The organism is Streptomyces sp. NPDC007901, assembly GCF_042959465.1.
Lineage (GTDB): Bacteria > Actinomycetota > Actinomycetes > Streptomycetales > Streptomycetaceae > Streptomyces.
The window spans coordinates 103,882-116,905 of the sequence record NZ_JBIBKW010000015.1 but is presented as its reverse complement, the minus strand read 5'-3'; the positions used below and the strand labels follow the sequence as shown (position 1 = coordinate 116,905).

The following is a 13,024-nucleotide window of genomic DNA, read 5'->3' as shown; positions in this document are numbered from 1 at the left end:
CCATTCCTTGGGAAAAGCGCCTCGAAGATCGGAAAACCGACTCCAGGGCCGGGTCAGCTCGCCAGCGCCGTCGTCGTGCGCACTTCCCTGAGCGACACCACGTCCATCCGGGCCGGCGATCCCAGCACCGACACCCCGCAGCTCTCCGGGCGGGGCGGCAGGGAGGAGCCCTGGTCCACGCCGACCTGCCAGCGGCGGCCGTCGGTGTGGGCGACGGTGACGTCCCAGTGCGGGGCCGCGCCCTCGGTCCGTACGACGCTCAGCACGTCCGCCGCGTACTCGCCCACCGCCTCGCGGACGGCCAGCTCGGCCGCCTGGGCGGGCCGTTCCCAGGCGGAGCACCCGCGGCACCCCTCCAGCACCACACGGCCCTCCTGGGCGCCGTGCAGGATCTCCTTGACGGCGTGGGCCTCGGCGCGGCCGTACGCGTAGCCGTACGGCAGGACGAGCACCGTCGGCGAGAAGCGATGACCACCCAGATGGGTGACCTCCCAGGTGCCCTGTACACCGGACGCGGCCAGCTCCGCGGCGAGCGGGCGGCCCAGCAGGGCGCAGCAGCGGTCCCGCTTGCCGTTGGTGCAGACGAGCGCGAGCGGGCCGCCCTGGTGCGGGCGGCCGCCGAGCGCGGCGCCGAACGAGCGGTGGTCGCCCGCGCCCAGCGCGGCGAAGTCCAGCCCGAGCAGCTGCCGGGGATCGCGCGTGGTGGCGCTGTGCAGCCAGACGTTCCCGGGGACCGTGTGGGCCACGTACACCTGTCGTACCGCGGGGGTGCCGGGGTCCGCATGCCGGCCGGGGCGGCGGATGAGCGCGACCCGAACGCCGGTCCCCTTGGCGGCGGCCTCCAGGGCGCGGCCCAGCGCGGGGTCCAGATGGCTCGAAGTGAGCGCCTTGGCACCCCACGGGCCGGGCTGTTCCAGCAGCAGCCACGTCGTCGCGGTGGCGGCGGTGCCGGAAACGGGCTCGTCGAGCATCCGGGAGACGGTTGCGCACCTACTCACAGAGGTGAGCCTAACCTGACTTTGCCCGGGGCGACTTCCGGCCCCGCCCGTCCACCCCGTCCGACTCGCCCGCCCGGCCCGCCGAGAGGGTCACTCCGGCAGGGGCTGCGGGGGCTTCGGGCCCACGTAGTGGCCGCTGGGGCGCATGCGCAACGGGCGTTCGCCGTACTCCTCCAGGGCGTGCGCGATCCATCCCGCCGTCCGTGCGACGGCGAAGATCGTCTCGCCCGCGGTGGCCGGCATGCCGCAGGAGGCCGTGAACACGGCCAGCGCCAGGTCCACGTTGGCGTGCAGCGGAGTGTGCCGGGCGGTCGTGGCGACGATGTCCCGGGCCGCGAGCAGGGCGGGCTGCGCGCGCGGGAGGTCCTCCAGGAGCGCGAACAGGACCCGCGCACGGGGGTCCTCGCCCTGGTACAGGCGGTGGCCGAGTCCGGGGATACGGCGGCCCGCGCGGAGCTCGTCCGCGATCACCGTGACGGCGGTGCCCTGGTCGAGGACGTCGAGCAGCATCCGGTGGGCGAGGCCGCTGGAGGCGCCGTGCAGGGGGCCTTCGAGCACACCGAGCCCGGCCGACACGGCCGCGTACGCGTGGGCGCGTGCGGAGGCGGCGACCCGGACGGCGAGCGTGGAGGCCGCCAGGTCGTGGTCGACCAGCAGCGCGAGCGCCGTGTCCAGGACGCGCAGCGCGGCGTCCTCGGGATCGATACCGGTCAGCCTGCGCCACAGCCGGTGGGCCAGCGGGCCGTCGTCCTGCCGGCCGCGGTGCTGCACCGGCAGCGCGGCGACGAGCGTGGGGATCAGCACCCGCGCGGTGCCGAGCACGGCCTCCTCGGACAGGTCGAAGCGCAACGGGTCCTCGGCCGCCGCGGCGATCGTCGCGACCCGCAGCCGGTCGGTGGGGGTGGTGTGTTCCGGCAGCGCGTCGACGGCACGGCGGGCGACGGCGACGGTGGCCTCCGGGGCGGTCAGGGCCACGCCCCGGTTCATCCGGCCCGTCCACAGCCACTCGGCCACCTCCTCGTAGGAGTGGCGCGTGGCGAGTTCGGTGGCGTCGACGCCCCGGTAGAAGTACCGGTCCTTGTCGATCAGCGTGATCCGGGTGCGCACCGACAGATCGCCGCCGGACCCCGGACTCCCCACGGCCTCCCGCCTGTTGCGCCGGGCGAGTGCCTCCACCTCCCTGGCGTCGAAGGTGCTGGCGCGGCCGCCGGGCTCACGCCTGCTGCTGAGCTGACCGCGGCTCACATAGGCGTACACGGTCTCGGGCTTCACGCCGAGCAGTTCGGCGGTCTCCTTGGTGCTCAGCCGTCGCGCGGGACTGCCGGGAGCGGGTTGTTGATCGCGCATGGCGCCACCGTAGTGGGCTCCGGGACATATCGATGGGACATTGATTCAATCAATGTTGACACATCTAAAGTCAATAATGGACAGTCAAGTCAAGTTCAGGGAGGAAAACGGAGGCACATCATGGCCGTCAACCGAACCGCGTCGACCCTTGTCGAGGTGCCGCGCGGGCTCGCCGGCGTCGTCGTCACGGACACCGAGGTCGGTGATGTCCGGGGCAGTCAGGGCTTCTACCACTACCGCCAGTACTCGGCCGTCGAACTCGCCCGCACCCGGGGCTTCGAGGACGTCTGGCACCTCCTGGTCCACGGCGAACTGCCGGACGCGGAGCGCGCCGCCGCCTTCGCCGCCGAGACCGCGGCGCTACGGCGGCTGCCGGACGGGGTCCGGGCGGCCCTGCGCGCGGTGGCCCCGGCGAGCGGGGCGTCCGGCCCGCTCGCCGGGATGCGCACGGCGCTCTCGCTGCTCGGCGCCGCCCAGGGGTTCCGGCCGGTGTACGACATCGACGCGGACGGGCGGCGGGCCGACACGGTCGCCGCCTGCGCGGCCGTCCCGACGCTCCTCACGGCGCTGTACCGGCTCGGGCGGGGGCTCGAACCGGTGGAGCCGCGCGAGGATCTGTCGTATGCGGCCAACTACCTGTACATGTTGACCGGTTCGGAGCCGGACGCCCGGCGGGCGCGTGCGGTCGAGCAATACTTGATCTCGACCATTGACCATGGATTCAATGCATCAACATTCACGGCTCGGGTCATCGCGTCGACCGGCGCGGATGTCGCGGCCTGTCTCGTCGGGGCGGTCGGTGCGCTGTCCGGGCCGCTGCACGGGGGCGCGCCCAGCCGGGCGCTGGACACCCTGGACGCGATCGGGACGCCGGACCGGATCGACCCGTGGATCCGCGAAAGGGTCCTCGCCGGCGACCGCGTGATGGGCTTCGGGCACGCGATCTACCGCACGGAGGACCCGCGTTCCCGCATGCTGCGTGAGATCGCCGAGGGGTTCGGCGGTCCCCGGGTCGAGTTCGCCGTCGAGGTCGAACGCCACGTCGAACGCATCCTCGCCGAGCTGAAGCCCGGCCGCGAGCTCCACACCAACGTGGAGTTCTACGCGGGCGTGGTCATGGAACTGTGCGGCCTGCCCCGCGAGATGTTCACCCCGACGTTCGCGGCGGCCCGCGTGGTCGGCTGGAGCGCCAACATCCTGGAACAGGCGGCGGACTCGAAGATCATCCGCCCGGTGGCGCGGTATGTGGGACCGGAACCGGAGATCGCGGTCCCAGCCGCCGGATGACCTGATGCGGCTTGTAGCGGAACCGGCTGACGATCAGTCGGTGAACGGCAGGAAGTAGGCCGAGGTGGGTACGGGGGCGCCGGCCGCGACGGCGGACCTGTATGCCTCCTCGGCGAGGCCCAGGAACTCCCGCTCGTGTTTGTCCCGGCTGTTGGCGAAATACCGATGCCAGGACGGCCCGCTGTTGTGCCAGTACGCGCGGCCGACTTCGCCGCGGAAATAGTCCTGAAGAACCGATCGGGCCAGATGGCTGTCCATGAGGCCGAGTTTGTAGTCGGTGCTCCACATGCTGACGATCAGGTTGGCGACCAGCAGTTGTTTCCACTTCTCACGCGTCATGGAGGTGTTGGGCGGTTCCCAGCACACCTCGTAGGCAGGGTCGCTGAGAGTGAGGAGTACCAGTTCCCGATGGGCGGACCGATGCGCTTCCTCGTTCTGTATGCGGGTCTGGCGCCCCTGATAGGCGAGCGACACGGCAACACCGACCAGTGCTGCGGCGGAGATGAGAACGGACACAGCGCCGTATGTCTGACTTACGGCGCTGAGTCGCTCCCAATCCGTTCCCTTGGGGGCGAGGGAACGGAGAGTGAATGGTGTCGCGAGGATGGTGCCGAGTGAAGCGAGGACGCCGACACTCCAGATGGCTCCTCGTCGGGCGACGGCGCGGCGATCGACGGTCATCAAATCCCCCTCGTCCACAGCTGTTTGCAGTCCGCGGGCGTCATTTTCGCCGGTGTGCACGGCCGCCACAACCGCCGCCAGGGCTTCTCACTGGTCCGGGATGTCCCCCTTGGCGCGGAGAAGAGTTTCCCGGGTGATGACCACGATCCGCTCATAGTCCGCTCGGCTCGCGTCGGGCGGCAGCTTGTGCTCCAGCTCGTTTGTGCGGTCAGTGCCGATCACGGCGAAGCTGCCGTCATTCAGTTCAAAGATGTCGGGGCAGGTCTGCCCGTTCCGGCTTCCTCGCTGACGAGGTGACGCACCCACACGCCGGACGATCTTCAAATTGTTCAAGACTCCTGCTCAATCGGTCCAGGGCTGCTGTACGCGTGATCCGACAGTAAAAGGGTGGGGCTGTCGGGCACGGCGTTAGGCGCACTGCGGGGAAGGGGATGAGGCCCGGCAGGCGTGCAAAAGCTAGCGTGATGTCCCGTTCGCGTGGGCGTGTTTACTCGGGTCAGTTTCTCGCCGTTGAAACGTTGTCTGGTTGAGGGTTCGTGAGCAGTCAACCCGCCGGCCGGTCGAAGTCCGCCTCCTTCGATCCCTCCCGCAGACCCCCGCGGTGATGGCGCGTGGCATCCCATAGGAGCGCGCCGCGGCCCTGCTCAGCGGGCCGAGGGCCACGCCAACCCCCGAATTCATGCGGACCGTCCGCCGGGCGGCGCAGAACGGCACACGGGAGGCCGAGAAGAGGCGCGCAGAAGGAAGGGAGGGCCGCACGAACCGGCGCCTTCTCCAACGTCTGCCCCACACGTGCCGCTGACAATCGTTCACTTCGAGAGGTTCGTGCCGCTCGTATCCTGGCGTGGTACCCGAACCCCGGGGACGCGTCCTCCCGCGAGCCGGTGTGCGCGTCCGCGTCAGAAAGGCCCCCCGTTGGAGCACCACCGCAGCCCCCGGCAGATCCCCGTCGTCGTCCTCGCCGGATTCCTGGGCTCCGGCAAGACCACGCTCCTCAACCACCTGCTGCACCGCAGTGGGGGCAGCCGCATCGGGGCGATCGTCAATGACTTCGGGGCCATCGAGATCGATGCCATGGCCGTCGCCGGAGCTCTCGGCGACTCGACCGTCTCGCTCGGCAACGGGTGCCTGTGCTGCGCCGTCGACGCCAGTGAGCTGGACGTGTACCTGGAGCGGCTCGCGAACCCGGCCACCGGTCTCGAAGTCATCGTCATCGAGGCCAGCGGTCTCGCCGAACCCGAGGAACTCGTCCGGATGCTGCTCGCCAGCGAGCATCCCGGCATCGTCTACGGCGGTCTCGTCGAGGTCGTCGACGCCGCCGAGTTCGACGCCACGCGCGCGAAGCACCCCGAGATCGACCGGCACCTCGCCCTCGCGGACCTCGTCGTCGTCAACAAGCTCGACCGGGCCGGTGACCGCGACGGTGTGCTCGGGCTCGTGCGGTCGCTCGCCGACCCCGGGGCCGCCGTCGTACCGGCCACCTACGGCCGTATCGACCCCGAGTACCTGTTCGACTGCCGGCCCGGCGAGGAGCGCATCGGGCAGCTGTCCTTCGACGACCTGCACGATCATGACGCCGACGGCGGGCACGAGGGGCATCTGCACACCGCGTACGACAGTCTGTCCTTCGTCTCCGAGATGCCGGTGGACCCCCGTCGGCTGATGACCTTCCTCGACAGCCGGCCCGAGGGGCTCTACCGGATCAAGGGGCACGTCGACTTCGGGCCTTACGACACCGGGAACCGGTACGGCGTGCACGCGGTGGGGCGGTTTCTGCGCTTCTACCCGGAGGCCTGGGGGCCGGGCGAGGAGCGGCTCACGCAGCTCGTGCTCATCGGCTCCGGCATCGACGCGCCTGCCCTGCGCAAGGAGTTGGAGGCGTGCACGAACGACGCCCCACACGCCGACGAGCACGGCATGTGGGGCGTCCTGCGGTACGTACAGGGCGACGACTACGACGAGGCCGAGACCGGGGCCTAGACCGGGCCCGCCACCACCGACACCGTCTTCTGCAGCGACACGCCGGAGCCGTCGCGGCGCGGGTCGATCTCCGGGAGCTCGGCCGGGGTGCCGTTCTTCTGCGCCGCCTTCGCCGGGACCGGGCCCGCCCAGGCGAAGGACAGGCAGTCCTCGCCCTTGAGGAAGCGCTGGCAGCGGACGCCGCCGGTGGCGCGGCCCTTGCGCGGGTACTGGTCGAACGGGGTCAGCTTGGCCGTCGTCTGGACGGAGTCGTCGAGCGTGCCGCGCGAGCCGGCCACCGTGAAGACCACCGCGTCGGCCGCCGGATCCACGGCCGTGAAGGAGATGACCTTCGCGCCGTCCGTGAGCTTGATGCCCGCCATACCGCCCGCCGGGCGGCCCTGCGGACGCACCTGGGAGGCCTGGTAGCGCAGCAGCTGCGCGTCGTCGGTGATGAAGACCAGGTCCTCCTCGCCGGTGCGCAGCTCCACCGCGCCGACGATCCGGTCGCCCTCCTTGAGCGTGATGACCTCCAACTCGTCCTTGTTGGACGGGTAGTCGGGGACCACGCGCTTGACCACTCCCTGCTCGGTGCCGAGGGCGAGACCGGGCGAGGACTCGTCCAGCGTGGTCAGGCAGACCACCGCCTCGCCGTCCTCCAGGGAGAGGAACTCGGACAGGGGCGCGCCGCCCGCGAGGTTGGGGGCGGTCGCCGTGTCCGGGAGCTGCGGGAGGTCGACCACGTTGATCCGGAGCAGCCGGCCCGTCGAGGTCACCGCGCCGACCTCGCCGCGCGCGGTCGCCGGGACCGCCGAGACGATCACGTCGTGCTTGGCGCGCCTGCCGTCGGCGTCCTCCGGGAACGGCTCGCCGTTCGTCGTACGCGCCAGCAGGCCCGTCGAGGACAGCAGCACCCGGCACGGGTCGTCGGCCACCTGGAGCGGCACCACGGCCGCCGCAGCGCCCGAGGCCTCCAGCAGGACCGTGCGCCGCTCGGTGCCGAACTTCTTGGCGACCGCGGCCAGTTCGGCCGAGACCAGCTTGCGCAGCTCCGCGTCCGACTCCAGGATCCGGGTCAGCTCGGCGATCTCCGCGGTGAGCTTGTCCTTCTCCGACTCCAACTCGATGCGGTCGTACTTGGTGAGGCGACGCAGCGGCGTGTCGAGGATGTACTGGGTCTGGATCTCCGAGAGGGAGAAGCGCTCCATCAGGCGCTGCTTGGCGTCCGCGCTGTTCTCACTGGAGCGGATCAGACGGATGACCTCGTCGATGTCGACCAGGGCGGTGAGCAGGCCCTCGACCAGGTGGAGGCGGTCGCGGCGCTTGGTGCGGCGGAACTCGCTGCGCCGGCGGACCACCTCGAAGCGGTGGTCGAGGTAGACCTCGAGGAGCTCCTTGAGGCCCAGGGTGAGCGGCTGCCCGTCCACCAGGGCCACGTTGTTGATGCCGAAGGACTCCTCCATCGGCGTGAGCTTGTAGAGCTGCTCCAGGACCGCCTCCGGCACGAAGCCGTTCTTGATCTCGATGACCAGGCGCAGCCCGTGCTCGCGGTCGGTGAGGTCCTTGACGTCGGCGATGCCCTGCAGCTTCTTGGCGTTGACCAGGTCCTTGATCTTGCCGATGACCTTCTCGGGGCCGACCGTGAAGGGCAGTTCGGTGATGACCAGGCCCTTGCGGCGGGCCGTGACCGTCTCCACCGCCACGGTGGCCCGGATCTTGAAGGTGCCGCGGCCCGTCTCGTACGCGTCCCGGACGCCCTCCAGGCCGACGATCCGGCCGCCGGTGGGCAGGTCGGGGCCCGGCACGTGCTTCATCAGCGTGTCCAGGTCCGCGTTCGGATAGCGGATCAGGTGGCGGGCGGCGGCGATCACCTCGCCGAGGTTGTGCGGCGGCATGTTGGTCGCCATGCCGACCGCGATGCCCGACGAGCCGTTCACCAGCAGGTTCGGGAAGGCGGCGGGCAGCGCCACCGGCTCCTGCTCCTGGCCGTCGTAGTTGGGCGAGAAGTCGACCGTGTCCTCGTCGATCGACTCGGTCATCAGGCTGGTCGCCTCGGCCATCCGGCACTCGGTGTACCGCATCGCGGCCGGCGGGTCGTCGTTGCCCAGGGAGCCGAAGTTGCCGTGGCCGTCGACCAGCGGGACGCGCATCGAGAACGGCTGCGCCATGCGCACCAGCGCGTCGTAGATCGACGCGTCGCCGTGCGGGTGCAACTTACCCATCACTTCGCCGACCACGCGCGCGCACTTCACGTAGGCGCGGTCGGGACGCACGCCCATCTCGTTCATCTGGTAGACGATCCGGCGGTGCACCGGCTTGAGACCGTCGCGGGCGTCCGGCAGGGCGCGCGAGTAGATGACCGAGTACGCGTACTCGAGGTAGGAGCCGCGCATCTCGTCCACGACGTCGATGTCGAGGATTCTCTCCTCGAACGAGTCGTCGGGCGGCGGGGTCTTCGTGCTGCGGCGGGCCATCGCTGCCGGCTCCTTGCTCATGCGTGAACGGATCTGACGCGGACCATTGTGGACCGCGGTACTGACAACGCGGGCCAGGACCCGGTCTCCGCGGCCCGCCCCGGTGCCTCGGCGGCGTTCGGGAGCGGGTGGGACGCAGGCTACGCGATCCGCTCTGGGCGTACGTCGTGCGGGAACTTCGCCGGGTCCCCGCACGCTTGCATACAGTGGCAGGACCGGCAGAAAAACCGCGGTTCTACACCGCTTCCGCGAGCGAAGGGACGTACATGCCCATGGGTCACACGACCACGGCCGAGGCAGGCTCCGGAGGCCTGACAGCGACCGAACACCGCTTGGCCAACGGTCTGCGCGTGGTGCTCTCCGAGGACCACCTGACCCCGGTCGCCGCGGTCTGCCTCTGGTACGACGTCGGTTCCCGGCACGAAGTCAAGGGCCGTACCGGCCTGGCTCACCTTTTCGAGCACCTGATGTTCCAGGGCTCCGCCCAGGTGAAGGGCAACGGCCACTTCGAACTCGTCCAGGGCGCCGGCGGCTCGCTCAACGGCACCACGAGCTTCGAGCGCACCAACTACTTCGAGACCATGCCCGCCCACCAGCTGGAGCTCGCCCTCTGGCTGGAGGCCGACCGGATGGGCTCCCTGCTCGCCGCCCTGGACGACGAGTCGATGGAGAACCAGCGCGACGTCGTCAAGAACGAGCGCCGCCAGCGCTACGACAACGTGCCCTACGGCACGGCCTTCGAGAAGCTGACCGCCCTCTCCTACCCGGAGGGTCACCCCTACCACCACACGCCGATCGGCTCGATGGCCGACCTGGACGCGGCCACCCTGGAGGACGCCCGCGCGTTCTTCCGCACCTACTACGCGCCCAACAACGCCGTCCTGTCCGTCGTCGGCGACATCGACCCGCAGCAGACGCTCGCCTGGGTCGAGAAGTACTTCGGCTCCATCCCGGCGCACGACGGCAAGCCCACCCCGCGCGACGGCTCGCTGCCCGAGACCATGGGCGAGCAGCTGCGCGAGGTCGTCGTGGAAGAGGTCCCCGCGCGGGCGCTGATGGCCGCCTACCGGCTCCCGGAGGACGGCACGCGCGCGTCCGACGCGGCCGACCTGGCCCTCACCGTCCTCGGCGGCGGCGAGTCCTCCCGCCTGTACAACCGCCTGGTCCGGCGCGACCGTACGGCCGTCGCGGCCGGGTTCGGCCTGCTGCGGCTCGCCGGGGCGCCCTCCCTGGGCTGGCTGGACGTGAAGACCTCCGGTGACGTCGAGGTGCCGGTCATCGAGACCGCCATCGACGAGGAGCTCGCCCGGTTCGCCGCGGAGGGCCCCACGCCCGAGGAGATGGAGCGCGCCCAGGCCCAGTTGGAGCGCGAGTGGCTGGACCGGCTGGGCACCGTCGCGGGCCGCGCGGACGAACTGTGCCGCTTCGCCGTCCTGTTCGGCGACCCGCAGCTCGCCCTGACCGCCGTCCAGCGCGTCCTGCAGGTCACCCCCGAGGAGGTCCAGGAGGTCGCCAAGGCCCGCCTGCGCCCCGACAACCGCGCGGTGCTCGTCTACGAGCCGCTGTCCGCGGAGTCCGCGGAGCACACCCAGGAGGCGGGGCGCGGCGAGGACCCGGAGCAGGAAGCGACCGTAGAGGCCGGCAACGAGAACGAGGAGACGGCCAAGTGACCGAGCTCGCCAGCATGGACTTCCACCCGCAGCCCCAGCCCGGCGAGGCCAGGCCCTGGGCCTTCCCGGCCCCCGACCGCGGCACCCTGGACAACGCCCTGACCGTGCTGCGCTGCCACCGCCCCGGCCAGCAGGTCGTCGCCGTCGAGGTGCTCCTGGACGCGCCCCTGGACGCCGAACCAACCGGCCTGGACGGCGTGGCCACGATCATGGCGCGCGCCTTCTCCGAGGGCACCGACAAGCACTCCGCCGAGGAGTACGCCGCCGAGCTGGAGCGGGCCGGCGCCACCCTCGACGCGCACGCCGACCACTCCGGCGTCCGGATCAGCCTGGAGGTCCCGGCCTCCCGCCTCGCCAAGGGCCTTGGGCTGCTCTCCGACGCCCTCAGGGCGCCCGCCTTCGCCGACAGCGAGGTCGAGCGGCTGGTCCGCAACCGCCTCGACGAGATCCCGCACGAGCTGGCCAACCCCAGCCGCCGTGCCGCCAAGGAGCTCTACAAGGAGCTCTTCCCGTCGACCGCGCGGATGTCCCGTCCGCGCCAGGGCACCGAGGACACCGTCGAGAAGATCGACGCGGCCGCCGTCCGCGCGTTCTACGACCGCCATGTGCGGCCCGCCACGGCCACCGCGGTCGTCGTCGGCGACCTGACCGGCATCGACCTGGACGAGCTGCTCGGCGAGACCCTGGGCGCCTGGAGCGGTTCCACCGCGCAGCCCCGCCCCGTGCCGCCGGTCACCGCCGACGACAACGGCCGCGTCGTCATCGTGGACCGCCCCGGCGCCGTCCAGACGCAGCTGCTCATCGGCCGCGTCGGCCCCGACCGGCACGACCGGGTCTGGCCCGCCCAGGTGCTCGGCACCTACTGCCTGGGCGGCACCCTCACCTCCCGCCTGGACCGCGTCCTGCGCGAGGAGAAGGGCTACACCTACGGCGTCCGCTCCTTCGGCCAGGTCCTGCGCTCCGCCCCCGACGGCACCGGCGCCTCGATGCTCGCCATCAGCGGCTCCGTGGACACCCCGAACACCGGCCCCGCCCTCCAGGACCTGTGGACGGTGCTGCGCACCCTCGCCGCCGAGGGCCTCACGGACGCCGAGCGCGATGTGGCCGTGCAGAACCTCGTCGGCGTGGCGCCGCTCAAGTACGAGACGGCGGCGGCCGTCGCGGGCACCCTGGCCGACCAGGTCGAGCAGCACCTGCCCGACGACTTCCAGGCCACGCTCTACCGGCAACTGGCCGCCACCGGCACCGTGGAGGCCACCGCGGCCGTCGTGAACGCCTTCCCGGTGGACCGCCTGGTGACCGTCCTCGTCGGTGACGCGGCGCAGATCAAGGAGCCCGTCGAGGCCCTCGGGATCGGCACCGTCACGGTCGTCGCCGCCGAGTAGCCGGACGGCGGGCACACGCGCGTGCGAGGGCCCTGGTGACCGTGGTGTCGCCAGGGCCCTTAAATGTCCGAATTGGGGCGGAGGTTGCCTGTCTGCCCTGTGGGATGCGCTACAAAAGCCGCGATCCGTTTGGGCATTGAAAGCCTGCCCTCATAGGTTCTTCCGGGCTGTCCGTCAGGCAGTGCGCCGCGTCCGCGGCACCGGACAGCCATCGCCGAGTCCCCGTACGGCGCGAGCCAGGGGAGCCGGGGACCCACGTCGTCCCTGGGGTGAATCGGGCGCCCGCGCGAGTCGCGAGGGGGCCCGTAGGAGACCTTCCTGCTCCGAACCCGTCAGCTAACCCGGTAGGCGAGAGGGAAGGAAAGGACCAGCCTCTACATGGCGTTCATGTGCGCCTCCGGGAAGCACCGTCGTCCCGGCCGGGTGAAGCGCACCACCGCGCAGGCCGCCGGTATCGCGGCCCTCACCACCACGGGTGTCATCGGCACCGTCTCCGCCGCCCCGGCGCTCGCCGCCGAGAACTCCGTCGAGCAGACCGGCCTCACCCCGGTCATCACGGTCAGCGACACGGTCGCCGATCAGATCGCCGCCCAGGCCGCCGCGCAGCAGGCCGCCGCCGAGCGCAAGGCCGCCGAGGAGGCCGCGCGCAAGAAGGCCGTCGCGGAGGTCAAGAAGGAGCGCGCGGCCAAGGCGCGCGCCGCGCGGGAGGCCGAGCGCAAGCGCCTCAACGCCTTCGTCGCGCCGATCTCCGACTCGTACGTCTCCACCGGCTACAAGACCGGCGGCTCCCTGTGGTCCTCCGGCGCCCACACCGGCATCGACTTCCATGCCGCCAGTGGCACGGTCGTGCACGCCGTCGGCACCGGCACGGTCGTCTCCACCGGCTGGGGCGGGGCCTACGGCAACCAGATCGTCGTCAAGATGGCCGACGGCATGTACACCCAGTACGGCCACCTGTCGTCCATCGGCGTCTCGGTGGGCCAGAAGGTCACCCCGGGCCAGCAGATCGGCCTCTCCGGGTCCACGGGCAACACGACCGGCCCGCACCTCCACTTCGAGGCCCGCACCACCCCCGAGTACGGCTCCGACGTCGACCCGGTCGCCTACCTCCGCAAGCACGGCGTGAACGTCTGACGCGGACGGTGTGAGCACCGCGAGATCTTCCGAAGCCCCGGCTCCCGAGCCGGGGCATTCGCCGTTTTCGTGCCCTTGCTGTCCAAAAT

10 protein-coding genes and 1 riboswitch are annotated in these 13,024 nt (G+C 71.1%); of the genes, 5 read left to right on the top strand and 5 right to left on the bottom strand.

The genetic code is table 11. The annotated features are described in order from the left end of the window. Nucleotides 1-53: 53 nt before the first annotated feature. Both ACFZDK_RS38070 and ACFZDK_RS38065 read right to left on the bottom strand, forming a co-directional pair. Nucleotides 54-998 (bottom strand): sucrase ferredoxin, encoded by a 945-nt coding sequence (locus ACFZDK_RS38070; RefSeq protein ID WP_390979338.1) that lies wholly within the window; start codon nucleotides 996-998, stop codon nucleotides 54-56. Between the two features lie 90 nt (nucleotides 999-1,088). After that, on the bottom strand, nucleotides 1,089-2,345 hold the full coding sequence (locus ACFZDK_RS38065) for a citrate/2-methylcitrate synthase (RefSeq protein ID WP_390979336.1): 1,257 nt from the start codon (nucleotides 2,343-2,345) through the stop codon (nucleotides 1,089-1,091). A gap of 120 nt (nucleotides 2,346-2,465) precedes the next feature. Between ACFZDK_RS38065 and ACFZDK_RS38060 the strand changes: the two genes are divergently transcribed. After that, nucleotides 2,466-3,632 carry a citrate synthase gene (locus ACFZDK_RS38060; protein WP_390979334.1) on the top strand — a complete coding sequence of 389 codons (1,167 nt, stop codon included), beginning with the start codon at nucleotides 2,466-2,468 and terminating at the stop codon, nucleotides 3,630-3,632. A 33-nt stretch (nucleotides 3,633-3,665) separates the two neighbouring features. On the opposite strand, the gene ACFZDK_RS38055 is transcribed toward ACFZDK_RS38060, so the two are convergent. After that, a complete protein-coding gene (locus ACFZDK_RS38055) occupies nucleotides 3,666-4,313 on the bottom strand; it encodes a DUF6082 family protein (protein WP_390979332.1) in 648 nt (215 codons plus the stop codon). 87 nt (nucleotides 4,314-4,400) lie between these two features. Beyond that, complete coding sequence (locus ACFZDK_RS38050; RefSeq protein ID WP_390979524.1) at nucleotides 4,401-4,637, bottom strand: hypothetical protein; 237 nt, start codon at nucleotides 4,635-4,637, stop codon at nucleotides 4,401-4,403. Between the two features lie 591 nt (nucleotides 4,638-5,228). On the opposite strand from ACFZDK_RS38050, the gene ACFZDK_RS38045 reads away from it, so the two are divergent. After that, nucleotides 5,229-6,293: a GTP-binding protein gene (locus ACFZDK_RS38045; RefSeq protein WP_390979330.1), complete on the top strand. Its 1,065-nt coding sequence runs from the start codon at nucleotides 5,229-5,231 to the stop codon at nucleotides 6,291-6,293. Here the strand turns inward: ACFZDK_RS38045 and ACFZDK_RS38040 are convergent. Continuing rightward, entirely contained in the window at nucleotides 6,290-8,746 is a 2,457-nt protein-coding gene (locus ACFZDK_RS38040) for a DNA topoisomerase (ATP-hydrolyzing) (protein ID WP_390979328.1), read from the bottom strand. The two genes, ACFZDK_RS38045 and ACFZDK_RS38040, sit on opposite strands and share 4 nt — an antisense overlap. Before the next feature lie 266 nt (nucleotides 8,747-9,012). Here ACFZDK_RS38040 and ACFZDK_RS38035 point away from each other — a divergent pair, with 266 nt between their 5' ends. From ACFZDK_RS38035 to ACFZDK_RS38025, 3 genes are all read left to right on the top strand, one after another. After that, nucleotides 9,013-10,416, top strand: coding sequence for an insulinase family protein (locus ACFZDK_RS38035; RefSeq protein ID WP_390979326.1), 1,404 nt, complete (start codon nucleotides 9,013-9,015; stop codon nucleotides 10,414-10,416). Continuing rightward, nucleotides 10,413-11,801: an insulinase family protein gene (locus ACFZDK_RS38030; protein WP_390979324.1), complete on the top strand. Its 1,389-nt coding sequence runs from the start codon at nucleotides 10,413-10,415 to the stop codon at nucleotides 11,799-11,801. The genes ACFZDK_RS38035 and ACFZDK_RS38030 overlap by 4 nt, the downstream gene beginning before the upstream one ends. A gap of 202 nt (nucleotides 11,802-12,003) precedes the next feature. Then, a riboswitch (cyclic di-AMP (ydaO/yuaA leader) is annotated at nucleotides 12,004-12,167 on the top strand. Nucleotides 12,168-12,179: 12 nt separating this feature from the next. Beyond that, entirely contained in the window at nucleotides 12,180-12,935 is a 756-nt protein-coding gene (locus ACFZDK_RS38025; RefSeq protein WP_390979322.1) for a peptidoglycan DD-metalloendopeptidase family protein, read from the top strand. Nucleotides 12,936-13,024 lie beyond the last annotated feature (89 nt).

Coding starts and splice junctions, on each gene's coding strand:
- ACFZDK_RS38040 (WP_390979328.1), bottom strand. CDS start 8,746: ATGGCCCGCCGCAGCACGAAGACCCCGCCGCCCGACGACTCGTTCGAG.
- ACFZDK_RS38055 (WP_390979332.1), bottom strand. CDS start 4,313: ATGACCGTCGATCGCCGCGCCGTCGCCCGACGAGGAGCCATCTGGAGT.
- ACFZDK_RS38060 (WP_390979334.1), top strand. CDS start 2,466: ATGGCCGTCAACCGAACCGCGTCGACCCTTGTCGAGGTGCCGCGCGGG.
- ACFZDK_RS38065 (WP_390979336.1), bottom strand. CDS start 2,345: ATGCGCGATCAACAACCCGCTCCCGGCAGTCCCGCGCGACGGCTGAGC.
- ACFZDK_RS38025 (WP_390979322.1), top strand. CDS start 12,180: ATGGCGTTCATGTGCGCCTCCGGGAAGCACCGTCGTCCCGGCCGGGTG.
- ACFZDK_RS38035 (WP_390979326.1), top strand. CDS start 9,013: ATGCCCATGGGTCACACGACCACGGCCGAGGCAGGCTCCGGAGGCCTG.